A 25206-nucleotide genomic window follows, 5' to 3' on the forward strand; every position below is an offset into this window, starting at 1 on the left:
AAAGGGGCTTACCACTTCTTACTTACCACTTCTTAATCGTGCTCTCCGTGCCATGCGGCGCGGTGCGGTCGGGTGTCAGCTGGCCGCCAGGGCCAGACGCACCGGCTCGCCCCAGACGATGCGGCCCGGCGTGTGGCAGGCCGGGCAGGCCGGATGCCACTGCGCATGCACGGTGCCGCAGGCGTCGCAGCGCCAGGCGGGGTCGGGCTCGGCGGTGGCGGCGTGGCGCAGGGCGTCGCGCTGGGCGAGCCGCCCGGCCTCGGTGTCGCCGTGCTCTTCGGCTTCCAGGTCGGCGATCAGCAGCCATAGCCGCTTCTGGTTCAGCCCGGCGCGGCGCGCGGCTTCGCCGTGGCGGCGCGCCTCACCGGTGAGCCCGGCTTCCAGCGCCACGCGGGCCAGCAGCAGGCGGCTCTCCGGGTGGTCGGGGGCCCCCTGGACCAGTCTTTCGGCCAGCTGCATCCGCGCCATCTTGTCGCTGGTCGCGGCCAGGGCGGATTCCGCCATCTCCGGATTGGGGGCCAGTTTCCAGGTCTCGCGCAGCACTTCCTGGGCACGGCCTTCGCGGCCGGATTGGCGCAGGCGCTTGGCATAGGCCAGGGCGGCGGGGGTGAAGGCCGGATTATCCTTCCAGGCGCGCCGGGCCAGCTTCAGCGCCTGCGCCGGGTCGATCGCGGATTCGGCGGCGGCGGTGACATAGGCGGCGTGCGGCGCGTCGGGTCCGGCCAGCGCCAGCGCCTGGGTCCAGTCACCGACGCGGACCGCCAGCATCGTCCGTTCCTCGCGCAGCCAGGCATTGCCGGGATGCGCGGCCTCGGCGCGTCGGGCCAGGTCGGCGGCGGCGCTCCAGTCCTCGCGCGCGATCGCCAGCCGGAACAGGCCGCGCAGGCCGAGGAACGCGGCATCCTCGCCGGCGGCAAGCTGGTGGTAGAGGGCCTCGGCTTCGGCTTCGCTGCCGGCCAGCCGGGCCGCTTCGGCCGCGAGCAGCAGGGTCTGCGGCGTGTCGCCCAGCAGGGCGCGGGCCCGTTGCGCCTGGCGCCGGGCCTCACCCGCGTCGGCGGCGGCGAGTGCGACCAGGGTGCGGGTGACCGCGGCGTCACCGCGCTCGCGCCGGCGCCGCTCGCGCCAGCGTCGCCAACGGCGCGGCAGGGTGACGAGGGTGCCGAGCAGGCGGAGCAGCAGGTACAGCACCAGCACCAGCACGGCGAGCGCAATCGCGGCAACCGGCGTGGAGGCCTCGAACGTGTAGCCGCCGACGGTGGCGGCGACATGTCCTGGCAGCCCTGCGACCGACCAGGCGAGCGCGACCGCGACCGCGCTCGCCGCCAGCACCCAGAGAATACGGACCATCAGCCGCGCGCCAGGCCGGCGAGAAGGGCGCCGAGGGCGGCGCGGGCATCCAGCAGCGCCTGCGCCTGCGCCCGCCAGTCTGCCATCGCCGCGGCGGCCGCCAGGTCGAGCCCGTCCAGCGCCGCCACGGCGCCAGCGAGGTCGCCGGCGTCCAGCCTCTCCTTCGTCGTCGCGAGGACCGCGGTGGCGGGGGCGCCCAGGATCACTTTCTCGCCCTCGCGCACGGTAATCAGGGCGCCGACGCGCTGCCAGACGCGCTGGCCGAGGGACGTGCCGTCGGCGGCCGGGCGGCTGGCGGCGATGGCGGCACGGGCGGCCTCGGGGAAGGCCAGGACCAGGGCCGCCTGGGTCGGGGGCGCGACATTGGCGAAGCGCGCGAGGGCGGCGGGTGCGCCGGCGATCTCGCCCAGCTTCTGCCCGGAGTCCAGCGCCACGGCGGCGGCCTGCAGGCGGCCGAGGCGGGTGGCGCGCGCGTCCAGCTCCCGGGCCTGCGTTTCCTCCTGCGCCAGGCGCCGTTCCAGGGCTTCCAGGCGCCCGGTCAAAGGGGCGGTCAGCTCGGACGGGTTCGGCGCTGGAGCGGCGGCCGGGCGCTGCTCCAGGGCGGCGATGCGCGATTCCAGCGGGCGTAGATCGGGCGCCGGGGCGGGCACGGGGGCCGGGCGCTGCTCAAGCTGGACCAGGCGCTGCTGCAAGGTGCGGAGCTGGGCTTCCAGCCCGTCCACGCGGGCGGGATCGGCGCCGGGCGGTTGTTCGAGCGTGTCGAGCCGTTGCCAGATGAAGAACAGTGCCAGGAACGCCAGCAGGAAGCCCAAAGCGGAGAACACGGCCAGGGCGCTGCGCGGGCTGTGGCTGGGCGTTGCTCCGGCCGGTTCGGCCGGCGTCGGCGCGGCCCTTTCCGGCCCAGCCTTTTCCGCTCCGGCCTGTTCGAGCGCGGTCCTGGCCGCGGGGAGGTCCGGGGCGGCGCCGGGCGCGGCGGGGTGCGTGGGGTCGGTCATCGCAATAGGGCCAACAGCTCGTCCTGGTTCGGGTTTGATGCAACACGGATGCGCCGCCACGGCAAGGGGGCGAGGGCCGCTGCGGTCGGCTCGGAGATCGCCAATGCCTCGATTCTCTCGACCAGTTTAGCCGGCAGTGCGGCCTGCAGCAGGCTCACGAAGGCGTGGGCGCAGGCCGGCGAGAAGAACAGCGCGGAGCGCAGCCCGCCTTGCATCAGGGCGGCACAGGCCGCGTCCGGCAGTGCGGCCGCCGGATACGCGGCATAGACGCTGCGGCGGATCAGCGTGAAGCCGGTTGCGCGCAACCGGGCGGCGAGGCCGGTCCCCTGGCCGCGCCCCGCGGCCAGCAGCAGCGCGGCGCCGGCGGGATCGCAGAGGCGGGTGGTCAACAGCGCCAGCGCCACCGCATCGCGGCCCGCACTGTGCACCAGGGTGAACCCGGCCTCTGTGGCCCGCCGGGCGGTGGCGTCGCCGACGGCCAGCAGCGTCAGGCCGTGATAGGCGGCGGGCAGCGCGGGCAGGGCGTTGCCGCTGGTCACCAGCAGCGCTTGCAGCGTGCGGGCCGGCGGCAGGCGCGGCGCCAGGGGGGCGATCTCCAGCACCGGCGCGGCCACGGGGTGCAACCCCATGGCGGCAACGCGCTGCATCGTTTCCTCGCCGCCGGACCGATGGCGGGTGATCAGGACCCCGTGCGGGGTGTCATCAGGCAAAGATATCGCGCGGGCTGTCGGCGCGCAGGCTGGCGCCGAGCTCGATGCCGATCCGCGCCGCGTCCTCACGCGCCCCACCGAGGCTGCGCTTCAGCAGGAAGCTGCCGTCGGCGCGGGCCACCAGGCCGGTCAGATGCAAGCTGCCGTCCGGCAGCAGCCGCGCATGGCCGCCGATCGGGGTGCGGCAGGAGCCGTCGAGTTCGGCCAGCAATGCGCGTTCGGCGGTGGAGACGGCCTTGGCCACGGGATCCTCGATCGCCGCCAGAAGCTGCAGCAGATCGGTGTCGTCGGCGCGCACGGTGACGCCGACGATGCCCTGGCCGGCCGCGGGCACCATGGCCTCCGGGTCCAGCACCACGGTGGCCTCGTGCTCCAGCCCCAGCCGGCGCAGGCCGGCCAGCGCCAGGAACGTGGCGTCGTAGGCGCCGGCCTTCACCTTCGACAGCCGGGCATTCACGTTGCCGCGCAGGATGCCGAAGCGCAGGTCGGGCCGCGCGTGCAGGATCTGCGCCTGGCGGCGGACCGAGCTGGAGCCGATCAGCGCGCCGGACGGCAGCGCGCCATAGGGGTCGGCCGGGTCGACCGCAGCGCAGCTGGGGCCGAGGATCAGTGCGTCGCGGGCGTCCTCGCGGGTCAGGGTGCAGGCCAGCACGATGCCCGGCGGCAGCTCGGTCTCCAGGTCCTTCAGGCTGTGCACGGCGAAGTCGATGCGGCCGTCCGCCAGCGCCTCGTGGATCTCCTTGGCGAACAGGCCCTTGCCGCCGATCTCCGCCAGGCGCTTGTCCTGGACCGAGTCGCCGGTGGTCTTGATGGCGTGTTCCTCGAACACGTCCATCGCGCGCAGCACCGGGCAGAAGGTGGTGAGGCGCTGCAGGAAGAAGCGGGTCTGCCACAATGCCAGCGGCGAGCCGCGGGTGCCGACGCGCAGGGGCAGGGCGCGCGCGTGCCGCTGTACAGGGCTGTGCGTTGCGCTGGGCGGGGCGGGGTGGGCGGCGGACATGTTCGTGTCCTAAAACCTGCCGGCGATAAATGAAAGATGGGTGATGCAAGACGGCCAATCTTCCTGCGGGCCGGTGCTGGGGATCGAGAGCTCCTGCGACGAGACGGCGGCGGCGGTGCTGGCGGCCGACGGCGCGATCCTGGCCGAGGCGGTGCTGAACCAGTCCGACCATGCCGCGTTCGGCGGCGTGGTGCCGGAGATCGCCGCGCGCGCGCATCTGGCCCATCTGCCCAGGCTGGTGGAGGGGGTGATGCGCCACGCCGGCCTCGGCTTCGCCGACCTCGCGGGCGTGGCCGCCAGCAGTGGCCCCGGGCTGATCGGCGGGCTGATCGTGGGCTCGGGCTTTGCCAAGGGCGTGGCGCTGGCGCAGCGGCTGCGCTTCGTGGCGGTGAACCATCTGGAGGCGCATGCGCTGACCGCGCGCCTGCCTGGCTTGGTGGAAGGCGGCGCGCCATTTCCCTATCTGCTGCTGCTGGTCTCCGGCGGGCATTGCCAGTGCGTGGCCGTGGACGGCGTCGGGCGGTATCGCCGCCTGGGCGGAACGATCGACGATGCGGTGGGCGAGGCGTTCGACAAGGTGGCGAAGCTGCTGGGCCTCGGCTGGCCGGGCGGGCCGGCCCTGGAGCGGCTGGCGGCGGGCGGCGATGCCGGGCGCTTCGCCTTCCCGCGCCCGCTGCTCGGCCGCCCCGGTTGCGACTTCAGCTTCTCCGGGCTGAAGACGGCGGTGGCGCAGATGGTGGCCGGCTATCCGGCGGGGCCGCTGCGGACGCAGGACGCGGCCGACATCGCCGCGAGCTTCCAGCGCGCGGTGGCCGACGTGCTGGCCGACCGCGCCGGCAACGCCATGGCGGCGTTCGCGGCCGCGCCCGGCCCGGGCCGGCTGGTGGTGGCGGGCGGGGTGGCGGCGAACGCGACCCTGCGCGCGGCGCTGCAGGCGGCGGCGGCGGCGCGCGGCTTCAGCTTCGTGGCCCCGCCGCTGCGGCTGTGCACGGACAATGCGGTGATGGTGGCGTGGACGGGGATCGAGCGGCTGCGGCTGGGCCTGTCGGACCGGCTCGATCACGCGCCGCGGCCACGCTGGCCGCTGGATGCGCCGGACATGCAGCGGGCATGAACTACCGCCACGCCTTCCATGCCGGCAATTTCGCCGACTGCATGAAGCATGCGCTGCTGGTCTGGCTGCTGCGGGCGATGGCGCGCAAGCCGGCGGGGTTCTTCGCGCTGGACACGCATGCCGGCAGCGGCCGCTATGACCTGTCCGCCGGGCCGGCGGAGCGGACCGGCGAGTGGCGCGATGGCATCGGCAGGCTGCTGGACGACCCGCCGGAAGCGTTGGCCGCCTATGTCGGGCTGGTGCGGGAATGTGGCCTGTATCCGGGCTCGCCGGTGCTGATCCGGGCGTTGCTGCGGCCGCAGGACCGGCTGGGTTGCTGCGAGCTGCATCCCGACGACCACGCGGCGCTGCGGCGCCTGTTTGCCGGCGATCCGCAGGTGTCGGTGCATCGCCGCGACGCCTGGGAGGCGATGGGCGCATTGCTGCCGCCGCGCGAGCGCCGCGGGCTGGTGCTGGTGGACCCGCCTTACGAAGCGGCGGACGAGTTCGCCCGGCTGGTGGCGGGGTTGCGCGCCGGGCATGGCCGATTCGCCACCGGCGTGTTCGCGGCCTGGTATCCGATCAAGCACCGCGCCCCGGTGCGGCAGTTCCACCTGGATCTGCGCCAGTCCGGCCTGCGCGACATCGTTGCCGCCGAATTGTGGCTGCGCGAACCGCTGGATGCCGCGCGGCTGAATGGCTGCGGGCTGGCGGTGATCAATCCGCCCTATCGCTTCGAGGCCGAGGCCGAGCCGATCCTGGCGGCGCTGTCGGCGCGGCTGGGGTCGGGCGAGCCGGGCGCGGGCTTTGCGTTGGAGCGGATCGCCGATGAGTGAGCTGATGCGTGACCCGGGACCGGTGAACGAGGTCGCGGTGGTGGGTGCCGGAGCCTGGGGCACGGCGCTCGCGCTCCAGGCGGCCCGGGCCGGGCGGATGGTGACGCTGTGGGCGCGCGACCCCGCGCGGGCGGCGGCCATCGCGGCCACGCGGGAGAACCCGCGGCTGCCCGGCGTGCGGCTGCCGGAGTCGATCCGGGTGACGGCGGCGTTGCCAGCTGGCGAGCTGGTGCTGCTTGCGGTGCCGGCGCAGCATCTGCGCGGCATCGCGGCCCAGCTGCCACCGGGCGGGCCGCTGGTGGTTTGCGCCAAGGGTGTGGAGGCGGGCACGCATCTGCTGCCGCTGGAAGTGCTGGCCCAGGTGCTGCCCGGGCGGCTCGCCGCGGTGCTGACCGGGCCTAGTTTCGCCCACGAAATCGCCGCAGGGCTGCCTGCCGCCGCGGTGGTCGCTGCGGCGGATGCCGGGCTGCGCGCCATTGTGATGGCCACCCTGGCCACGCCGGATTTCCGGCTGTACGGCAACGACGACCCGATCGGCGCGCAGGTGGGTGGGGCGGCGAAGAACGTGATCGCCATCGCCGCCGGCGCGGTGATCGGCGCCGGCCTGGGCGAGAACGCGCGCGCCGCCCTGGTGACGCGCGGCCTGGCGGAATTGGCGCGGCTGGCGGTGGCGCTGGGCGGCCGGGCGGATACGGTGGCGGGCCTGTCGGGATTGGGCGACCTGCTGCTGACCTGCACGGGCAGCAGCAGCCGCAACTACAGCCTGGGCGTGGAACTGGGACGCGGCGGCAGCCTGCAGGCGATTCTGGCGGCGCGCAGCGCGGTGACCGAGGGGGTGGCGACCGCGCCGGCCCTGGTGGCGCGGGCGGAGGCCGCCGGGGTGCAGGTGCCGGTCTGCGCGGCCGTGGCTGGTGTGGTGACGGGGGCGATGACGGTGCGCGAAGCCATCATTGCCCTTCAGTCCCGCCCCTTGAGAGATGAATAAGCCGTAATCTGCCGGCATTCCATACATGGGTGCATAAGTCTTATGGCAACGAGGTCAGTTCCGTGACAGGCGTCGGAAGCGCATGTTCCGTCTCGAAGGCAGCCCGGAAATAACCGAGCGGGCCGCCCACAAAGAACCGGACGCGGCGCAGATCATGCGCCCGAACATTCAGGAGACTGATCATGAGGACCACCCTGTTTGCCGCGGTTGCGGCGATCGCGCTCGCGGCTACCCCCAGCATCTCTTCCACCGTGCGGATTGCCGGCGCCGAGTCTCCGACCCACGGAGCCCGGATGGCGGGCGCCGAGACGCCGACCCTGAGCGTGCAGCTTGCCGGCGCCGAGACCCCGACCTACGGCACCAACAAGCAGTTCGCCGGCGCCGAGACCCCGACCTACGGCACCAACAAGCAGTTCGCCGGCGCCGAGACGCCGACCTACGGCACGAACAAGCAGTTCGCTGGCGCCGAAACCCCGACCTACGGCACGAACAAGCAGTTTGCCGGCGCCGAGACGCCGACTTATGGCACCAACAAGCAGTTTGCCGGCGCGGAAACCCCGACGCTCGGCGTGCAGCTTGCTGGCGCCGAGACGCCGACCTACGGCACGAACAAGCAGTTCGCGTAAGCCTCTCCGGCCGTTATCGCATCTGACGGCCAAGAGCCGGTCCGGACCTCCGGGCCGGCTCTTGGCGTTTGTGGGCAGGGCATGCGCGGGCGGCGCATGGCGGCGCGGCGGCTTGTGCGATAACAGGGCCGTATGCTCCGCGGCATCCTCACCGTCGGCGGCTGGACCATGGCCAGCCGCGTCCTCGGCTTCCTGCGCGACATCCTGATCGCAGCCATGCTCGGCGCGGGGCCGGTGGCCGACGCGTTCTTCGTGGCCAACCGCCTGCCCAACCTGTTCCGCCGGCTGTTCGGCGAGGGTGCGTTCAATGCCGCCTTCGTGCCCGCCTTTTCCGGCCTGCTGGCCGCCGAGGGGCAGGGCGCGGCCCAGCGCTTTGCCGAGGAGGCCATCGCCGTGATGGCGTTCTGGCTGGTGGGCATCACCGTCGCCGCCGAACTGTTCATGCCGGCGGTGATGACCGTGCTGGCGCCGGGCTTCCTGGACATTCCGGAGAAATTCGCCCTCGCGGTGGAATTGAGCCGGATCACCTTCCCGTACATGCCGCTGATCTGCCTGACCGCGCTGCTGTCCGGCGTGCTGAACGGGTTGGACCGCTTCGCCGCCGCCGCCGCCGCGCCGGTGGTCTACAACGCCACCTCGATCACCTTCATGCTCGGGCTGGCGGGATTGGTGCCGACGGCCGGCCATGCGCTGGCCTGGGGCGTGTCCGCGTCCGGCGTGTTCCAGATCGCGCTGCTGTTCTGGGCGGTGCGGCGCGCCGGCATGCGGCTGCATGTGCCGCGGCCGCGCATGACGCCGCAGATGCGGCTGTTGCTCAAGCGCATGGCGCCCGGGTTGCTGGGGGCCGGGGTGACGCAGCTCAACCTGTCGGTCGACGTGATCATCGGCAGCCTGCTGCCGGCGGGGACCGTCTCGGTGCTGTACTACGCCGACCGCATCAACCAGTTGCCGCTGGGCACGATCGGCGTGGCCGTGGGCACTGCCCTGCTGCCGACGCTGTCGCGCCAGGCGCTGGCGGGCGAGGCGGCGGCGGCGATCGCCACGCTGAACCGGGCGCTGGAATATGCGATCACGCTCACGCTGCCGGCCGCCCTGGCACTGTTCGCCGTTCCCGGCGCCATCATCGGCGTGCTGTTCGGGCGCGGCGCGTTCGATGCCGCGAGCGTGCATCTGTCGGCCCAGGCGCTGGCCGCCTATGCCGTGGGGCTGCCGGCCTTCGTGCTGGTGAAGGTGCTGGTGCCGGCCTTCTTCGCCCGCGGCGACACCGCCATGCCGGTGAAGGTCGGCCTGGTCGCGGTGGGGCTGAACCTGGCGCTGAACGTGGCCTTCATGATCCCGCTGCAGCATCTGGGCCCGCCGCTCGCCTCCTCGGTCGCCGCCTGGTTCAACGTGGTGGCCCTGGCGGTGATCCTGATGCGCCGTGGGCACATGGCGGTGGACGTGCAGTTGCTGCGGGTGGTGCCGCGGACCCTGCTGGCCGGACTGGTCATGGTGGCGGCGCTGTGGGGGCTCGATCATGCCGTGTTCGCGCCGCTGGCGGGGCTGTCGGGGCTGCGCTGGGCCGGGCTCGCGGCATTGGTGGCCGGGGGGCTGGCGGCCTACGGCGTGGCCGGGCAACTGGTGGGCGCGTTCGACCTGCGCGCCATGGCCGGTCGGGTGGCGCGGCGGCGTTGAGCTCAAGGAAGGGGAAGTGGCCGCGAAAGAAGGGAAGTGGACACAGAGAACACAGAGGGCCACCGAGGACACGGAGAAGAAGAGATTTGGCGCGAAGCGCCTGTCACCAGCCCGCCCGTCACGCGATCCACGGCGACCACCGAAGAACCTCCGTGTCCTCCGTGGCCCTCTGTGTTCTCCGTGTCCCCTGCGCTTTCTTCATTCAGCGCGGGCCGCCCATAACCCGTGCCCGGGTTGACCCAAGGCGCGTTAACCCGGACAAACCCTGACCCCCACCCATGGAACGACGTGACATGCAGCGCATCTTTTCGGGCATCCAGCCCTCCGGCATTCCGCAGCTCGGCAACTATCTGGGCGCGGTGCGGAACTGGGTGGCGCTGCAGAAGAGCCATGAATGCATCTATTGCGTGGTCGATCTGCACGCCATCACGGTGTGGCAGGACCCGAAGCTGCTGGCCCAGCAGACGCGCGAGATGGCGGCCACCCTGCTGGCCTGCGGCATCGACCCGAAGGCGCATATCCTGTTCGCGCAGTCCACGGTGCAGGCGCATCTGCGGCTGGCCTGGATCTTCACCTGCGTGGCCCGAATGGGCTGGCTGAACCGGATGACGCAGTTCAAGGACAAGGCCGGCAAGGACCGGGAGAACGTGTCCACCGGCCTGTTCGTCTATCCGAACCTGATGGCCGCCGACATCCTGGCCTATCACGCCACCGCCGTGCCGGTGGGCGACGACCAGAAGCAGCATCTGGAGCTGGCCAACGACATCGCCCAGAAATTCAACCACGACTACGGCGTGGACTACTTCCCGGCGATCCAGCCGCTGATCCTGGGCCCGGCCGCGCGCGTGATGAGCCTGCGCGACGGCAACAAGAAGATGTCGAAATCGGACCCGTCGGAACAGAGCCGGATCAACCTGACCGACGACGCCGACACGATCGCGCTGAAGATCCGCCGCGCCAAGACCGATCCCCAGCCGCTGCCCGAAGCCGTGCAGGGGCTGGACGGCCGGCCGGAGGCGCGCAACCTCGTAGGCATCTACGCGGCCCTGACCGACACCGACCATGCCGCGGTGCTGCGCGAATTCGGTGGCCAGGGCTTCGGCGCGTTCAAGGAAGCCCTGACCGCCCTGGTGATCGAGAAACTCACTCCGATCGCGGCCGAAACCACGCGCCTGCTCGACGATCCCGCCACGCTCGACGGCATCCTGCGCGACGGCGCCCGCCGGGCGGAGGCGATCGCCGATCCGATCGTGACCGAGGCGGAACGGATGGTCGGGTTCCTGAAGCTCTGACCGCGGCGCCCTCAGCCAAGATCGGCGGTTGATATGACGCGAACGCCGGCCGCGCGCAGGCGTTCGCGTGCGGCATCCATTGTGGTGCGCCCGTCCGGCGTGGGCAGGCCGATGCCGCGGCAGGCGTCTTCGATCACATAGGTTTCGTAGCCGAGGCGGGCCGCGTCCTCGGCGGACCAGGCGACGCAGAAATCGGTGGCGAGGCCGGCGAGGAACAGGCGGCGGAAGCCGCGGTTGCGCAGCCAGCCGTCGAGGCCGGTCGTGGTGGCGTGGTCGTTCTCGAAGAACGTGGAATAGCTGTCAATGGCGGGGTGGAAGCCCTTGCGCACGATCGTTTCGATGCGGGCCTGGTCCAGGCCGGGATGCAGCGCGGCGTTCGGGCTGCCTTGCAGGGCGTGGTCGGGCCACAGGGTCTGCGGGCCGTAAGGGAGGGTGATCTCCGTGAACGGGGCGCGGCCATGGGCGCTGGCGAACGAGATGTGGCCGGGCGGGTGCCAGTCCTGGGTGGCGAAGGCATGGCGGAACGGGCCGGCGAGCAGGCGATTGATCACGGGCACGACCGCATCGCCGCCGGCCACCGGCAGCTCGCCACCGGGCATGAAGGTGGGCTGGACGTCGACCACGCCGAGGATGTCGGTGTCGCCGATCATGATCGGGGTCATTGCTTCGGCGGTTTGCTGGCGGGGGGCGGGGACTTGGCGGGGTAGTTGCACCACGTCGCGGCGACGCAGCGCCAGCATTCCGGCACGCGCGCTTTGCACACATAGCGGCCGTGCAGGATCAGCAGGTGATGGGCGTCGCGCAGCATGTCGGCCGGGATGCGCTTGACCAGCGCGTCCTCGACCGCGCGCACGGTGGCGCCGGGGGCGATGCCGGTGCGGTTGCCGAGACGGAAGATGTGAGTATCGACGGCCATGGTCGATTCACCGAAGGCCACGTTCAGCACCACATTGGCGGTCTTGCGGCCGACGCCGGGAAGGGCTTCCAGCTTCTCGCGGTCGCGCGGGACGGTGCCGCCGTGTTCGGCGATCAACCGGCGCGACAGTTCCACCACGTTCTTCGCCTTGCCTTGCCACAAGCCGATGGTACGGATGTGGCGGGCGACGCCGTCCACGCCCAGGGCGACCATGGCGGCAGGGGTGGGCGCTTCCTTGAACAGGGTGGCGGTGGCCTTGTTGACCGAGGCATCGGTGGCCTGGGCGGACAGCGCCACGGCGACCAGCAGCGTGTAGGGGTCGACGTAGTCGAGCTCGCTTTTCGGCGCCGGATTGGCGCGGGCCAGCGCCTCCAGGAAGGAACGAACCTGGGCCAGCGTCATCGGTCGGGTGCGGCGTGGCTGGCGCGGCTTGGCGGGAGCGGCGGACTTGAGCATGTCGGAAGTGTCGCTGCGGCCGAGGGGGCTGGCAAGCTGGCGTGGCACCCTATGTGAGGTCTGTGGAACAGGACGCAACGTTGTTCGAGGCGGTGATCGTGCCGCATCGCAGCCTGTCGCGCCGGGGGCGGCGGGTGGTGCTCGGCGCGATCGGCGCGATGTGCTGCGCCACCGCGGCCGCGTTCTTCTGGCTCGGCGCCTGGCCGGTGAGCGGCTTTGCCGGGATGGAAGTGCCGCTCGCCATCCTGCTGTTCCACCTGAATGTGCGCGCGGCACGCGCGAGCGAACTGGTCATGCTGTCCGAGCAGGGACTGCGCATCGTCCGCACCGACGCCAGGGGCGTGCGGCGCGAGCGCCGGCTGCCGGCGTCCTGGCTGAATGTGCAGCTGGATGACCGGCCCGGGCGGGTGCCGGTGCTGCTGTTGGTGGCGCGCGACGTGCGCGAGGAGATCGGGCGCAGCCTGAACGAGGACGAGAAGCGCGACCTGGCCGCGGCGCTGCAGGAGGCGCTGCATCGCTGGCGCAATCCGCGCTTCGATAATCCGCAACTTCGCGACTGACGTCGCACGGCCTCAGCTCCGCGCCTGACGCCGTGCGGCCGTGGCGAGCCCTGGCGCCAGCAGCAGCCCGAGTCCGCCCAGACCGGCCATGAGCAGGAACACCTGGCCGCTGCCGTCGTACGCTGCCCCGGCTGCCCACATCATCAGCCCGGTCGGGACGGCGGTGCCGAGTGACGCGTGCAGGGTCTGGGCGCCGGCGGCGCGCTCCGGTGGGATGGTGCGGCTGAGCATGAGCATGGCCGAGAGGTGCTGCATGCCGTAGGTGGCGCCGTGGAGGAACTGGATCGCCGCCAGGGAGGCAAGGTCGGTGGTCAGTGCGGTCAGGCTCCAGCGGAGCAGGCTGGCGGCGGCGGCGACGGCCGTCAGCCCGGCGGGGCCGAGGCGCGCGGCGACGCGGCGGCCGAAGACGAACAGCAGGATTTCGGCCACGACGCCTTCTGACCACAGCAGCCCGATCGCGGTGTCGCTGATGCCGTGCGCGCGCCAATGCACGGTGGCCAGGCCGTAATAGGCGCCATGAGCCCCTTGGATCAGTGCGCTGGCGCCGAGCGTGAGCAGGAACGGACGGTAGGTGAGCAGACGCACGCCGCGCATGGCGCCGCGCGGTCCGTGTGGCGGGGCGGCGGCCTGCGGCAGCAATGCGGCGAGGGCGGCGGCAACGGCGTAGCTGCCGGCCAACAGCACCGGCACCACGCGGGCGCCGAAAGCGGCGACGATCGGGCCGGCCGCGGCCGTCGCCGCCATGAAGGCCGCCGAGCCGGAAGCGCGCACCCGGCCATAGTCGAGCCGGCCTTCGCCGGCCAGCGCCAGGGCCAGCGTGTCCGAAAGCGGCGTCAGCGCCGACGCGGTGACCGCCTGCGCCGCCGAAACCAGCAGCAGGACGACGATGCCGTGGGCCGGCAGGTAGCTGGCGCAGGCGATGGCGGCGAGGGCGGCGGACCAGAACAGCACGGTTGCGTGCCGGCCGGCCCGGTCGGCGATCCATCCCCAGCCCGGCACCGCGGCGAGGCGGCACAGCGTGGCCAGGCCGAGCACCTCGCCGATCTCGGCGGCGGACAGTCCGCGATCGGACAGGAACAGTGGCAGGAACGCCGTGTTGACGCCGCCGGCAACGAAGATGGGCGCAAGGAAGGCCGCCAGGCGGACGCTCGGGGACATTGCGCCAACATATCGGCCGCAGCCGCGCCGCAGCCAGCCGGCGAATCAGACGCGGGCGGCTTCCTGGGCGGCGACGTTGCGCACGCGGCGGGCCATGGCGGCGATGCCGTTGCCGCGGCTGGTGGACAGCGCCTCCAGCAGCCCGAGATCCTTCAGGAACACCGGATCGGTTTCGGCGATCTCCTCAGGAGAGCGGCCGGAATAGACGCGCAGCAGCAACGCGACCAGGCCGGAGACGATGGCGGCGTCCGACACGCCGGCGAAATACAGCTTGCCGCCGCGCGGCGTGGCTTCCATCCAGACCCGGCTCTGGCAGCCCGGCACGCGATGCGCGTCGTCGGCCCAGGCGTCGGGGAAGGGCGGCAGCTTGCGGCCGAGCTCGATGATGTACTGGTAGCGGTCCATCCAGTCGTCGAACACGGCAAGCTCGTCGCCGATGGCAATGATGGCATCCGCGGCGGTGGGGTCCTCGGGCTGGACGAAGGGATCCGGTGTGGTCATTGCTCGCATGTGCGTGTGCGACCGGCGACCGTCAAGCCCATGCGGCGTGTCAATCCCGGGGTGGGGCCAGCAGTTCCGTGGGCGGAGGCGCCCACGGAACTGCCGACAGCAGCCGGCCTCGCAGCCGCGGCTACAGGATGAACCGGCTCAGGTCGCCCTTCGAAGCCAGCGGCGCCACGCGGTCGCGGACATAGGCGGCGTCGACCGTCACTTTCTGGCCGCCGCGGTCGGAGGCGGTGAAGCTGATCTCCTCCAGCAACCGCTCCAGCACCGTGTGCAGGCGCCGGGCACCGATGTTCTCGACGCGGTCGTTGATGTCGGTGGCCAGGTCGGCCAGCCCGTCCACCGCGTCGTCGGTGAAGTCGAGCGCCACGCCCTCGGTGCCGATCAGCGCCTGGTACTGCTTGATCAGGGAATGCTCCGGCTCGGTCAGGATGCGGCGCATGTCGTCGCGCGACAGCGGCGACAGCTCCACGCGGATCGGCAGGCGGCCCTGCAGCTCCGGCAGCAGGTCGGCGGGCTTGGCCAGGTGGAATGCGCCGGAGGCGATGAACAGGATGTGGTCGGTCTTCACCGGGCCGTGCTTGGTGGCGACCGTCGTCCCTTCGATGATCGGCAGCAGGTCGCGCTGCACGCCCTCGCGCGAGACGTCGCCGCCGCGGAACCCGCCCTCGGTGGTGCGGGCGCAGACCTTGTCGATCTCGTCGAGGAAGACGATGCCGTTGTTCTCGGCGTGCTCCAGCGCGTCCTTGGTCAGGCGGTCGTTGTCCAGCAGCTTGTCGGCCTCCTCGCGCTCCAGCGCGCGGCGGGCGGCTTCCACGGTCATCTTGCGCATCGTCGTCGGGCGGCCGCCGAACATGCCCTTCATCACGTCGCCCAGGTTGATCATCTGGCCCGGCGGCATGCCGGGGATGTCCATCTGGCCGATCGGGTTGCCGGGCATCTCGGCCAAGGCGAGCTCGATCTCCTTGTCCTCAAGCTCGCCGCTGCGCAGCATGCGGCGGAACTTGCTGCGGGTGTCGGCGGCGGCCTGCTCGCCGCACAGGGCGGTGATCAGGCGTTCCTCGGCGGCCAGCTCGGCCTTGGCCTGCACGTCCTTGCGGGCGGAGTCGCGCAGCATGGTGATGCTGACTTCCACCAGGTCGCGCACGATGCTTTCCACGTCGCGGCCGACATAGCCGACCTCGGTGAACTTCGTGGCTTCCACCTTCAGGAACGGCGCCTGGGCGAGCTTGGCCAGACGGCGGGCGATCTCGGTCTTGCCGCAGCCGGTGGGGCCGATCATCAGGATGTTCTTCGGCACTACCTCCTCGCGCAGCGCCTCGGACAGCTGCTGGCGGCGCCAGCGGTTGCGCAGCGCGATGGCGACGGCGCGCTTGGCGTCGTTCTGGCCGACGATGAAACGGTCGAGCTCGCTGACGATCTCGCGCGGCGAGTAGGTCGGGACTTCCATCATGATTCCTTACGAAATCGTCTCAACGATCACGTTGTGGTTCGTGTAGACGCAGATATCGGCCGCGATCTTCATGGCGCGGCGGGCGACCTCCTCGCAGGTGAGGTCCGGCACCTCGATCAGCGCGCGGGCGGCGGCGAGCGCGTAGTTGCCGCCGGAGCCGATGGCGATGACGCCGTCCTCGGGCTCCAGCACGTCGCCGTTGCCGGTGAGGGTGAAGCTGCGGTCCTTGTCGGCGACCGCCATCATCGCCTCCAGCCGGCGCAGATAGCGGTCGGTGCGCCAGTCCTTGGCGAGCTCCACGCAGGCGCGTTCCAGCTGGTTGGGGAAGCGTTCGAGCTTCGCCTCCAGGCGCTCCAGAAGAGTGAAAGCGTCGGCGGTGGCGCCGGCGAAGCCGGCCAGCACGGCGCCGCCGGCGCCGATGCGGCGCACCTTGCGGGCATTGCCCTTCACCACGGTCTGGCCGAGGCTGACCTGGCCGTCGCCGGCCATGGTCACTGCGGGGCCGCGGCGGACGCACAGGATGGTGGTGCCGTGCCAGCCCACCGGATCGTAAGGGGAAGATGTGTTTTGCATGATCTGGCGCTAGATGGTCCACCGGGGCCGCCGGGGCAAGACGCATGCAGCCGGCGCAGCGCTGGGTCGCTGCCGCTGCGCCCGGATCGGCCCGCTCCGGCAGCGTTTGCGGCGAGCGGCGGTTTTCGAGTAGTGCTGCCCCCGTCATGACCCGCATCGCCACAATCGCCCGCACCACGTCGGAAACCGATATCAGCCTGACGCTCGCCCTCGACGGATCGGGCCAGGCCGAAATCGACACCGGCATCGGCTTCCTCGACCATATGCTGACCGCGCTGGCCCGCCACGCGCTGTTCGACCTGACGGTGCGCGCCACGGGCGACCTGCATATCGACCTGCATCACACCACCGAGGACGTGGGCATCGTGCTGGGGCGGGCGCTGGCGCAGGCGCTGGGCGAGAAGCGCGGCATCCGCCGCTTCGGCCATGCCGTCGTGCCAATGGACGAGGCGCTGGCGGAAGTCGCGATCGACATTTCCGGCCGCCCCTTCCTCGCCTGGTCCGTTGCCTTCGCCCAGCCCCGGCTGGGCGAGATGGACACCGAGCTGTTCGAGGAGTTCTTCCGGGCCTTCGCCACCAACGCGCTGATCACGCTGCATGTGACGCAGAAGGCCGGCCGCAACACGCATCATGTGGCGGAAGCCTGCTTCAAGGCATTGGCCCGCGCCCTGCGCATGGCCGTCGAGGCCGATCCGCGCGCGGGCGACGCCGTCCCCTCGACCAAGGGATCGCTGTGAGGATCTGGACCGCGTATACCCGCGCGAGGTCGGCGCCCGTGCTGGTGCGCGAGGGCTTCAGCTGGGGCGCGCTGGTGTTCGGGCCGTTCTGGCTGCTGGCGCATCGCGCCTGGATTCCCGGCGTGTTGGTGTTGTGCGCCGAAATTGCCCTCGCCTTCACGCCCGGCCCGTCGCGGCTGGTGCTGTCGTTGGCGCTGGCCTGGCTGCTGGGCCTGTGCGGCCGCGATCTGGTGCGCTGGTCGCTGGAGCGGCGCGGCTTCCTGCTGGCGCATGTGGTGGCCGCCCGCGACGAGGACACCGCGCTGGCCCGCCTGCTGGCGCGCCGGCCCGACCTGACCGCCAGCCTGGTTCCCGCGGGGCTTCCCGGGGGACGGCCATGAAGGTGGCCGTCATCGATTACGGCAGCGGCAACCTCGCCTCCGCCGCGCGCGCGCTGGCGGTAGCCGCGGAGCGGGCGGGGATCGCGGCCGACGTGTCGATCACCGCCGACCCCGACGCCGTCGCTCGCGCCGACCGCATCGTGCTGCCGGGCCAGGGCGCGTTCGCCGACTGCGCGCGCGGCCTGGCGGCGATTCCGGGCTTGCGCCAGGCGATCGTGACCGCGACTGATGCCGGTGCGCCGTTCCTGGGCATTTGCGTGGGCATGCAGCTGATGGCCGAGCGCGGGCTGGAGCACGCGGTGACGCCGGGCTTCGGCTGGATCGCCGGCGAAATCGCCGCCATGACCCCGCCCGCCGCGCTGCGCCTGCCGCAGATGGGCTGGAACGACCTTGTGTTCGATCCGGGCGCGCACAAATTGCTTGAAGGGCTGGTCCCGGGCGATCATGCCTATTTCGTGCACAGCTACGCGCTGGCCCGCGGCGAGCCCGGGCAGATTGTCGCCACCACGGATTATGGCGGCTCCGTCGTCGCCATGGTTGCCGCGGGGAACCGCGCCGGGACTCAGTTTCACGTCGAAAAGAGCCAGGAGGTCGGCTTGCGCATTCTCGCCAACTTCCTGCGCTGGACCCCCTGATCATGTCCGCATCCGACACCACCGCCGAGCCGACCCATGGCGTTGAGCGCATCGCCGCGTTCACCGACGAGGAGCTGCACGACCTCTGCGAGGCCGCCGATGCCGCGATCATCGATGGCGGCGGCTTCGGCTGGGTGACGCCGCCCGGCCGCCATGCGCTGGAGCGCTATTTCAAGGGCGTGCTGCTGGTGCCCGAGCGCGAGCTGTTCGTGGCCCGGGTCGGTGGCCGCATCGTCGGGTCGGCGCAGCTGGTGCGGCCGCCGCGCAACAACGAGGCGCAGGCCTTCGCCGCCCAGCTGATGCACTCGTTCATCGCCCCCTATGCCCGCGGCCACGGCCTCGCCCGGCTGCTGACGCGGCGGGTGGAGGAAGGGGCACGGGCGCTGGGGTATCACGTGCTGAACCTCGACGTGCGGGAAACCCAGGAAGCGGCGATCGCGCTGTACGAGTCGATGGGATACATCCGCTGGGGCGTGCACCCGACCTATGCCCGCGTCGGCGGCAGAACCATCCGTGGCGTGTTCTACTACAAGCCCCTGCAGCCTGGCGGGCGCATCGCGTGAGGGCGGAAGGCCCGGTCTTCCCCCCTGTAGCCCCTCTCGCGGAGTGATCGCCCGATGCCGGGACTGACGTTGTACCCTGCCATTGACCTGAAGGACGGGGCCTGCGTCCGGCTGCGGCGCGGCGACATGGCGGATGCCACGGTCTATTCCGACGATCCCGGGGCGCAGGCGCGGATCTGGCAGGATGCGGGGTTCCGGTGGCTGCATGTTGTCGACCTCAACGGCGCCTTTGCCGGGCATTCCGTGAATGCGGAGGCGGTGGCGGCCATTCTGGCGAACGTGACGGTCCCCGTGCAGCTGGGCGGCGGCCTGCGCGACATGGCGGGGATCGAGCGCTGGCTGGAGGCGGGGGTGACCCGGGTGATCCTGGGCAGTGCCGCGGCCAAGAATCCGGCCCTGGTGCGGCAGGCCTGCCGGGCGCATCCCGGACGGATCGTCGTGGGGATCGATGCGCGTGACGGCTATGTGGCCGTGGAGGGCTGGGCGGAGACGTCCGAGCTGCGGGCGATCGAGCTGGCGCTGCGTTTCGAGGATGCCGGGGTGGCCACGATCATCTACACCGATATCGGCCGCGACGGCATGCTGAGCGGGCTGAACCTGGAACAGACGGTCGATCTGGCGTTCCAGATCTCCACGCCGGTGATCGCGTCGGGCGGGGTCGGCAGCCTGGCCGACCTGGCGGCGCTGAAGCGGGCGGCGGCGGCCGCGCGCGGCGCGATCGAGGGCGTGATCGTGGGCCGGGCGTTGTATGACGGCCGTGTGACGCCGGCGGAGGCCCTTGCCCTGTTTGCCGGTTGACCGGATCACGCCGCGACTTGTCGGGGCGTGGCGGCCGGCGGTGGCACCCTTGCGTGTTCTACACTTGCATCGGCGCGGCGAGGGGTCGCAAACACGCACCCTTGACACGCGCGTCCGCGTGGACGCCGAGAGGAACGCCGAGGTGCTGAAGCTGCGCGTGATCCCCTGTCTGGACGTGAAGGACGGCCGCGTCGTGAAGGGCGTGAACTTCGTGTCCCTGTGCGACGCCGGCGACCCCGTGGAGCAGGCCGCGGTCTATGACGCCGCCGGTGCCGACGAGCTGACCTTCCTGGACATCACCGCGAGCCACGAGAACCGCGACACCATCCTCGATGTGGTCGCGCGCACCGCGGCGCGGGTGTTCCTGCCGCTGACCGTGGGCGGCGGCATCCGCGCGGTGGACGACATGCGCCGGCTGCTGCTGGCGGGGGCGGACAAGTGCAGCATGAACTCGGCCGCGGTGGCGCGGCCGGAGCTGGTGCGCGAGGCGGCGGAGAAGTTCGGCAGCCAGTGCGTGGTGGTGGCGGTCGACGCCAAGCGGGTGGCGCCCGGCCGGTGGGAGGTGTTCACCCATGGCGGGCGGCACGGCACGGGGATCGACGCGGTGGCGTGGTGCCGGCGTGTGGCGGAGCTGGGCGCGGGCGAGATCCTGCTGACCAGCATGGACCGTGACGGCACCGGCGCGGGCTTCGACCTCGACCTGCTGCGCACGGTGTGCGGCGCGGTGCGGGTGCCGGTGATCGCCTCGGGCGGCGTGGGCACGCTTGCGCATTTCGTTGAGGGCGCGCGCGCCGGGGCCACGGGCCTGCTGGCGGCCAGCGTGTTTCATTTTGGAACTTTCACCATTTCCCAGGTGAAGGCAGCGTTACATGACGCGGGCCTGCCGGTGCGCCTGCCGCGCCCGGACCTGCGGGCGGCCTGAAGGAAGCGGCCATGGCAAAGTCTGCGAAGAAGGATTCAAGCAAAAAGGCGCCGGGGAAGAAGCCGGCCGGCAAGAAGGTCGCGCCGAAGAAGGCTGATGGCGCCAGGAAGAAGCTCTCGCAGGCCCTGGTCGTCGCCGCTCCGGTCGCGGCGAAACCGATGCCGCCGCTGGCGCTGGGGGCGTCTTCGGCCGTGCTCGACCGGCTGTGGGCGGTGGTGAGCAGCCGCCGCGAGGCCGACCCCGCGATCAGCCATTCGGCCCGCCTGTTGCAACGCGGCACCGCGAAGATCGCGCAGAAGTTCGGCGAGGAAGCGGTGGAGTGCCTGATCGAGGCCACCCTGGGCAACCCCGAGGCGCTGGTGGGCGAGAGCGCCGACGTTCTCTACCACCTGATCGTCATGTGGGTGGATGCCGGCATCCGGCCCGAGGATGTGTGGGCCGAGCTGCAGCGGCGCGAGGGGGTGTCCGGCATCGCCGAGAAGGCGTCGCGCGCGCGCAAGCTGCCGATGGCGCTTGGAATGCGGACGACCAAGATCCCCTGATCGTGCGGGCCCGGACCTTGCCGGGCCGGCGGCGCCATCGCACCATGCCGGCGGCGATGTGGCGGGGGAGCTGAGCAGATGCCGGTGAATGGCCTGGGCGCATATGACGACAGCAACGTGTTCGCGAAGATCCTGCGCGGCGCGATTCCGTGCCGCAAGGTGTTCGAGAACGAGTGGGTGCTGGCGTTCCACGACATCAACCCGCAGGCGCCGGTGCATGTGCTGGTGATCCCGAAGGGGAAATACGTGTCGCTCGCCGATTTCACGGCGGCGGCGAGCGAGGCCGAGATCGCCGGCTTCTTCCGCGCCGTGGGCGCGCTCGCGAACGAGCTGGGGCTGGAGGCGGCGGGTTATCGCGTGCTCGCCAACATGGGCCCGGATGCCGGGCAGGAGGTGCCGCATTTCCACGTGCACCTGTTCGCCGGCCACAATCTGGGGCCGATGCTGACGAGGCGCTGACGCGGCTTTCGTCGCAGCCATGCAGCGGTTGCGGCCCAGCCTCGCTCGCCCTGACGCCGGCCGGCATGCGAGATAGTCGCCGGACAAGACAGGAAACGCGCCGGCATGCCTCGTGACACCTTGCCCGGGACGACGCCGGGCACCAACACGCCGGCCCAGATCTCGGCGCTGATCGCCGGCTCGGTCACGCTGTCGCTGGCGCTGGGCACGCGCGCCACGTTCGGCCTGTTCCTGGTGCCGTTGGCCGACATGGGCGTGCCGCTGGCTACCGTGGCGTTCGCCATCGCCGTGCACAACCTGACCTGGGGGATCGGCCAGCCGGTGGCCGGCGCCTGGGCGGACCGGCATGGGGCGACGCGGGCGCAGGTGTTGGGTGGCCTGCTGTATGCGGCTGGCTTCGCTTTGCCCGCACTGCTGCCCGCAACCTGGTCGGTGATGCTGGGCATCGGCGTGCTGACGGGGTTCGGCACCGCCTTCATCGGCTGGGGCGTGGCGCTGGCGGGGGTCGCGCGTGCCTTCCCGGTGGAGCGGCGGTCCTCCGCCACCGGGCTGGCCAGTGCCGGCGGGTCGGTGGGGCAGATGCTGTTGCTGCCGGTGGCGGCGGCCGCGATTGCCTGGGGCGGCGCACCGGCCGGCCTGCTGGCGATGGCGGCATTCGTGCTGCTGGCGGTGCCGCTGGGGCGGCCGCTCGATCGGGCGGCGCTGGAGAAGCCGGCGCCGCGGCGGTCGATCTCGGCGGTGCGGTCGGCGCTGGGCGACAGGACATTCGTGCTGGTCTCGCTGGGCTTCTTCACCTGCGGCTTCCAGCTCGCGTTCCTGGCCACGCACCTGCCCGGCTATCTCAGCCTGTGCGGCATGCCGGCCGCGACCGGCGCCTGGGCGCTGATGCTGGTGGGCGGGGCGAACATCCTCGGCAGCTATCTGTGCGGGCGGGCGGGACAGCGCCTGCCGCCGCATCTGTGCCTGGCGGCGATCTATATCATTCGCGCGGTGGCCATCCTGGCGTTCTACCTGGCGCCGAAGACCGGGCTGACCACGGCGGCGTTTGCCATCGTCATGGGGCTGCTGTGGCTCGGCACGGTGCCGCTGACGACGGGCGTGATCGCGCGGCGCTTCGGGGTCGGCGATATCGGGGCGCTGTTCGGCGTGTGCTTCATCAGCCACCAGATCGGCGGGTTCCTGGGCGCGTGGCTGGGCGGGATCGCCTTCGCGGAGACCGGCACGTACGACATGGCGTTCCTGGCCACTGCCGCATCCGGGCTGGTTGCGGCCGCGTTCAACATCCCGATCCGGCTGCCGCGGACGGCGATGGCCGCGTCGTGATGTGGGAGCGCACCTGCCGCCGTTGAACCGGGGGCGGAAGCGCGGATAGCTTTGGAAATCGGGAGAACCGCTTCGGGAGAGGCGTGATGAACAGGGTTGCCACCTATCTGCCGGCGTTCGGGCGACTCCTGCTCAGCGGCCTGTTCATCTGGGCCGGATACGGAAAACTCATGGACCCTGTCGGATCCGCGCAATACTTCGCCGCGGCCGGCGTGCCTGCGCCGAGCCTAATGGTCTGGATCACCATCATCGTCGAACTGGGCGGCGGCCTGGCGATCCTGGTCGGCCTGAAGGCGCGATGGGTCGCCGGCGTCCTCGCCATCTGGTGCCTGGCCACCGGCTTCGCCGTTCACTTCGTCGCGGCCACCAGCGCAGCCGATGCCATGGTCGCCTATGACAACATGATCCATTTCTACAAGAACCTGGGGTTGGCCGGCGGGTTCCTGTACGTGCTCGCGTTCGGCGCCGGTGCGCTCAGCTTCGATGCTCGCCGGGGCGCGCGATAGTTCCGCGCCAGGACGTTGACAGGCGCAGGCCGCGCGGCACACTCTGATCACTTCCGAGGGGTGCCCCGGCAGGGGGCTGAGATACCACCAGGGGCGATTGCCCGGCGTGGTGACCCTTACGGGATCGCGCCGCGCGCAGCGGCGGGATTCCGGGGAACCTGATCCGGTTCATGCCGGCGTAGGGACGGGAAGCCATGTTCGCCACGCCCTTCCCCTCTTTCGCCGGCGGCCGCACGCGAGGGGCGCGTCCCCGAGGGAGTGAACATGACGATCCAGACCAAGCCCGCCGCCGTCACCACCGGCCCCATCATCGGATCCCGCAAGGTCTACACCAGCCCGGAGGGCCGGCCGGACATTGCCGTGCCGTTCCGTGAGATCGATTTGCACCCGTCGGCGAACGAGCCGCCGTTCCGCATCTACGATACCTCCGGCCCCTATACCGACCCGGCGGCCACCATCGACCTGCAAGCCGGGTTGACGCCGATCCGTGGCCCGTGGATCGCCGGCCGCGGCTTCGAGCAGATCGCGCCGCGCGCGGTGAAGCCCGAGGACAACGGCAATATCGGCGACGACAAGCTGGTGCCGGAATGCCGCGCCGCCCACGCCGTGCTGGCCGGCCGGCCCGGGCAACTGGTGACGCAGTTCGAGTTCGCCCGCGCCGGGATCATCACCGAGGAGATGATCTACGTCGCGCACCGGGAGAACCTGGGCCGTGCCGCCATGCTGGAGGGGGCGGAGGCGCGCCGCGCCGACGGCGAGGATTTCGGCGCCGACATGCCCGCCTTCGTGACCCCGGAATTCGTCCGTTCCGAAATCGCCCGCGGCCGCGCCATCATCCCCGCCAACATCAACCACCCGGAGCTGGAGCCGGTCATCATCGGCCGCAACTTCCTGGTGAAGATCAACGCCAATATCGGCAACTCCGCGGTGACCTCGTCGGCCGCCGAGGAGGTGGAGAAGCTGGTCTGGGCGATCCGTTGGGGCGGCGACACGGTGATGGACCTGTCCACCGGCCGCAACATCCACAACATCCGCAGCTGGATCATGCGCAACGCCCCGGTGCCGATCGGCACCGTGCCGATCTATCAGGCGCTGGAGAAGGTTGGCGGCGATCCGGACAAGCTGGATTGGGAGGTATTCAAGGACACGCTGATCGAGCAGGCCGAGCAGGGGGTGGACTATTTCACCATCCACGCCGGCGTGCGGCTGGCCTATGTGCCGCTGACGGCGCGGCGCGTGACCGGCATCGTCTCGCGCGGCGGGTCGATCATGGCGCGCTGGTGTCTGGCGCACCACAAGGAGAGCTTCCTGTACGAGCGCTTCGGCGAGATCTGCGACATCATGCGCAAGTATGACGTGTCGTTCTCGCTGGGCGACGGGTTGCGCCCCGGCTCCAACGCCGACGCCAACGACGCTGCCCAGTTCGCCGAGCTGGAGACGCTGGGCGAGTTGACGAAGGTCGCCTGGGACAAGGGCTGCCAGGTGATGATCGAGGGCCCCGGCCACGTGCCGATGCACAAGATCAAGGTCAACATGGACAAGCAGCTGCGCGAATGCGGCGAGGCGCCGTTCTATACGCTCGGGCCGCTGACCACCGATATCGCGCCGGGCTACGACCACATCACCTCGGCCATCGGCGCCGCCATGATCGGCTGGTTCGGCACAGCGATGCTTTGCTACGTGACGCCGAAGGAACATCTCGGCCTGCCCAACCGCGACGACGTGAAGGTGGGCGTGATCACCTATCGCATCGCCGCCCACGCGGCGGATCTGGCGAAGGGCCATCCCGCGGCCAAATTGCGCGACGACGCGATCAGCCGGGCGCGCTTCGAGTTCCGCTGGGAGGACCAGTTCAACCTGGGCCTGGACCCCGACACGGCGCGGCAGTTCCACGACGAGACCCTGCCGAAGGACGCGCACAAGGTCGCGCATTTCTGCTCGATGTGCGGGCCGAAGTTCTGTTCGATGAAGATCTCGCAGGACATCCGCGCGGATACCGAGCGGATGGCCGGCATGGAGAAGATGAGCGAGGCCTTCAAGGCCACGGGCGGCGCGCTCTATGTGCCGGAGCCGGCTTCGGCGCAGGGCAGCGACGACTGATACCAACGGCCCTTGACGATGACCCTTCCATCTTCAAGGGCCGTTGGTATCGCGCGCCGATCC

Annotated in this window: 28 protein-coding genes and 1 riboswitch; of the genes, 18 read left to right on the top strand and 10 right to left on the bottom strand. The window is 71.2% G+C overall.

The annotated features are described in order from the left end of the window. Positions 1-75 precede the first annotated feature (75 nt). From OL599_RS08390 to hemC, 4 genes are read right to left on the bottom strand one after another with little or no spacing between them, the layout of a single operon-like run. Positions 76-1347 (bottom strand): heme biosynthesis HemY N-terminal domain-containing protein, encoded by a 1272-nt coding sequence (locus OL599_RS08390; RefSeq protein ID WP_264713243.1) that lies wholly within the window; start codon positions 1345-1347, stop codon positions 76-78. After that, complete coding sequence (locus tag OL599_RS08395) at positions 1347-2342, bottom strand: hypothetical protein (protein ID WP_264713244.1); 996 nt, start codon at positions 2340-2342, stop codon at positions 1347-1349. The genes OL599_RS08390 and OL599_RS08395 overlap by 1 nt, the downstream gene beginning before the upstream one ends. Next, a complete protein-coding gene (locus OL599_RS08400) occupies positions 2339-2989 on the bottom strand; it encodes a uroporphyrinogen-III synthase (RefSeq protein WP_264713245.1) in 651 nt (216 codons plus the stop codon). The genes OL599_RS08395 and OL599_RS08400 overlap by 4 nt, the downstream gene beginning before the upstream one ends. 55 nt (positions 2990-3044) lie before the next feature. Next, positions 3045-4052 carry a hydroxymethylbilane synthase gene (hemC, locus tag OL599_RS08405; RefSeq protein ID WP_264713246.1) on the bottom strand — a complete coding sequence of 336 codons (1008 nt, stop codon included), beginning with the start codon at positions 4050-4052 and terminating at the stop codon, positions 3045-3047. Between the two features lie 43 nt (positions 4053-4095). On the opposite strand from hemC, the gene tsaD reads away from it, so the two are divergent. From tsaD to trpS, 6 genes are all read left to right on the top strand, one after another. Next, a complete protein-coding gene (gene tsaD / locus OL599_RS08410; RefSeq protein WP_264713247.1) occupies positions 4096-5166 on the top strand; it encodes a tRNA (adenosine(37)-N6)-threonylcarbamoyltransferase complex transferase subunit TsaD in 1071 nt (356 codons plus the stop codon). Next, positions 5163-5981, top strand: coding sequence for a 23S rRNA (adenine(2030)-N(6))-methyltransferase RlmJ (locus OL599_RS08415; RefSeq protein WP_264713248.1), 819 nt, complete (start codon positions 5163-5165; stop codon positions 5979-5981). The genes tsaD and OL599_RS08415 overlap by 4 nt, the downstream gene beginning before the upstream one ends. A gap of 4 nt (positions 5982-5985) precedes the next feature. Further along, a complete protein-coding gene (locus tag OL599_RS08420) occupies positions 5986-6966 on the top strand; it encodes an NAD(P)H-dependent glycerol-3-phosphate dehydrogenase (RefSeq protein WP_264713249.1) in 981 nt (326 codons plus the stop codon). Between the two features lie 182 nt (positions 6967-7148). Continuing rightward, positions 7149-7592 (top strand): hypothetical protein, encoded by a 444-nt coding sequence (locus OL599_RS08425; protein WP_264713250.1) that lies wholly within the window; start codon positions 7149-7151, stop codon positions 7590-7592. Positions 7593-7724: 132 nt separating this feature from the next. Continuing rightward, positions 7725-9266 carry a murein biosynthesis integral membrane protein MurJ gene (gene murJ / locus OL599_RS08430; protein WP_264713251.1) on the top strand — a complete coding sequence of 514 codons (1542 nt, stop codon included), beginning with the start codon at positions 7725-7727 and terminating at the stop codon, positions 9264-9266. 293 nt (positions 9267-9559) lie between these two features. Then, positions 9560-10558, top strand: coding sequence for a tryptophan--tRNA ligase (gene trpS / locus OL599_RS08435; protein WP_264713382.1), 999 nt, complete (start codon positions 9560-9562; stop codon positions 10556-10558). An 11-nt stretch (positions 10559-10569) separates the two neighbouring features. Here trpS and pncA read toward each other — a convergent pair whose 3' ends face one another. Continuing rightward, on the bottom strand, positions 10570-11220 hold the full coding sequence (gene pncA / locus OL599_RS08440; protein ID WP_264713253.1) for a bifunctional nicotinamidase/pyrazinamidase: 651 nt from the start codon (positions 11218-11220) through the stop codon (positions 10570-10572). Continuing rightward, the gene (gene nth / locus OL599_RS08445; RefSeq protein ID WP_264713254.1) at positions 11217-11930 is read right to left on the bottom strand and encodes an endonuclease III; all 714 of its coding nucleotides are present in this window, start codon (positions 11928-11930) and stop codon (positions 11217-11219) included. The genes pncA and nth overlap by 4 nt, the downstream gene beginning before the upstream one ends. A 62-nt stretch (positions 11931-11992) precedes the next feature. Here nth and OL599_RS08450 point away from each other — a divergent pair, with 62 nt between their 5' ends. Next, entirely contained in the window at positions 11993-12490 is a 498-nt protein-coding gene (locus OL599_RS08450) for a DUF2244 domain-containing protein (protein ID WP_264713255.1), read from the top strand. A gap of 12 nt (positions 12491-12502) precedes the next feature. On the opposite strand, the gene OL599_RS08455 is transcribed toward OL599_RS08450, so the two are convergent. The 4 genes from OL599_RS08455 to hslV form a co-directional block, all read right to left on the bottom strand. Continuing rightward, positions 12503-13648 (bottom strand): MFS transporter, encoded by a 1146-nt coding sequence (locus tag OL599_RS08455; protein WP_264713256.1) that lies wholly within the window; start codon positions 13646-13648, stop codon positions 12503-12505. 45 nt (positions 13649-13693) lie between these two features. Then, complete coding sequence (locus OL599_RS08460; RefSeq protein WP_408886920.1) at positions 13694-14158, bottom strand: SufE family protein; 465 nt, start codon at positions 14156-14158, stop codon at positions 13694-13696. Between the two features lie 121 nt (positions 14159-14279). After that, on the bottom strand, positions 14280-15602 hold the full coding sequence (hslU, locus tag OL599_RS08465) for an ATP-dependent protease ATPase subunit HslU (RefSeq protein WP_264713258.1): 1323 nt from the start codon (positions 15600-15602) through the stop codon (positions 14280-14282). A 9-nt stretch (positions 15603-15611) separates the two neighbouring features. Beyond that, a complete protein-coding gene (hslV, locus tag OL599_RS08470; protein ID WP_264713259.1) occupies positions 15612-16178 on the bottom strand; it encodes an ATP-dependent protease subunit HslV in 567 nt (188 codons plus the stop codon). Between the two features lie 146 nt (positions 16179-16324). On the opposite strand from hslV, the gene hisB reads away from it, so the two are divergent. The 11 genes from hisB (at position 16325) to thiC (ending at position 25143) form a co-directional block, all read left to right on the top strand. Beyond that, on the top strand, positions 16325-16915 hold the full coding sequence (gene hisB, locus OL599_RS08475; protein ID WP_264713260.1) for an imidazoleglycerol-phosphate dehydratase HisB: 591 nt from the start codon (positions 16325-16327) through the stop codon (positions 16913-16915). Continuing rightward, positions 16912-17295: a DUF2628 domain-containing protein gene (locus tag OL599_RS08480; RefSeq protein ID WP_264713261.1), complete on the top strand. Its 384-nt coding sequence runs from the start codon at positions 16912-16914 to the stop codon at positions 17293-17295. Before hisB ends, OL599_RS08480 begins: the two co-directional genes overlap by 4 nt. Next, positions 17292-17930 carry an imidazole glycerol phosphate synthase subunit HisH gene (hisH, locus tag OL599_RS08485; RefSeq protein WP_264713262.1) on the top strand — a complete coding sequence of 213 codons (639 nt, stop codon included), beginning with the start codon at positions 17292-17294 and terminating at the stop codon, positions 17928-17930. The genes OL599_RS08480 and hisH overlap by 4 nt, the downstream gene beginning before the upstream one ends. A 2-nt stretch (positions 17931-17932) precedes the next feature. Continuing rightward, complete coding sequence (locus OL599_RS08490) at positions 17933-18493, top strand: GNAT family N-acetyltransferase (protein WP_264713263.1); 561 nt, start codon at positions 17933-17935, stop codon at positions 18491-18493. 69 nt (positions 18494-18562) lie between these two features. Further along, a complete protein-coding gene (hisA, locus tag OL599_RS08495; protein ID WP_264713264.1) occupies positions 18563-19291 on the top strand; it encodes a 1-(5-phosphoribosyl)-5-[(5-phosphoribosylamino)methylideneamino]imidazole-4-carboxamide isomerase in 729 nt (242 codons plus the stop codon). 142 nt (positions 19292-19433) lie between these two features. Further along, positions 19434-20213 (top strand): imidazole glycerol phosphate synthase subunit HisF, encoded by a 780-nt coding sequence (gene hisF / locus OL599_RS08500; RefSeq protein ID WP_264713383.1) that lies wholly within the window; start codon positions 19434-19436, stop codon positions 20211-20213. 11 nt (positions 20214-20224) lie between these two features. After that, on the top strand, positions 20225-20755 hold the full coding sequence (locus OL599_RS08505; protein ID WP_264713265.1) for a phosphoribosyl-ATP diphosphatase: 531 nt from the start codon (positions 20225-20227) through the stop codon (positions 20753-20755). 78 nt (positions 20756-20833) lie between these two features. After that, positions 20834-21214, top strand: a complete 381-nt coding sequence (locus tag OL599_RS08510; RefSeq protein ID WP_264713266.1) for a histidine triad nucleotide-binding protein — start codon at positions 20834-20836, stop codon at positions 21212-21214. Between the two features lie 105 nt (positions 21215-21319). Continuing rightward, a complete protein-coding gene (locus OL599_RS08515) occupies positions 21320-22537 on the top strand; it encodes an MFS transporter (RefSeq protein WP_264713267.1) in 1218 nt (405 codons plus the stop codon). 86 nt (positions 22538-22623) lie between these two features. Then, the gene (locus OL599_RS08520) at positions 22624-23043 is read left to right on the top strand and encodes a DoxX family protein (protein WP_264713268.1); all 420 of its coding nucleotides are present in this window, start codon (positions 22624-22626) and stop codon (positions 23041-23043) included. A gap of 46 nt (positions 23044-23089) precedes the next feature. Then, positions 23090-23245: riboswitch (TPP riboswitch) on the top strand. A gap of 62 nt (positions 23246-23307) precedes the next feature. Further along, positions 23308-25143 (top strand): phosphomethylpyrimidine synthase ThiC, encoded by a 1836-nt coding sequence (gene thiC, locus OL599_RS08525; protein ID WP_264713269.1) that lies wholly within the window; start codon positions 23308-23310, stop codon positions 25141-25143. Positions 25144-25206 lie beyond the last annotated feature (63 nt).

Origin of the sequence: Limobrevibacterium gyesilva (assembly GCF_025989185.1) — a bacterium.
Lineage (GTDB): Bacteria > Pseudomonadota > Alphaproteobacteria > Acetobacterales > Acetobacteraceae > Limobrevibacterium > Limobrevibacterium gyesilva.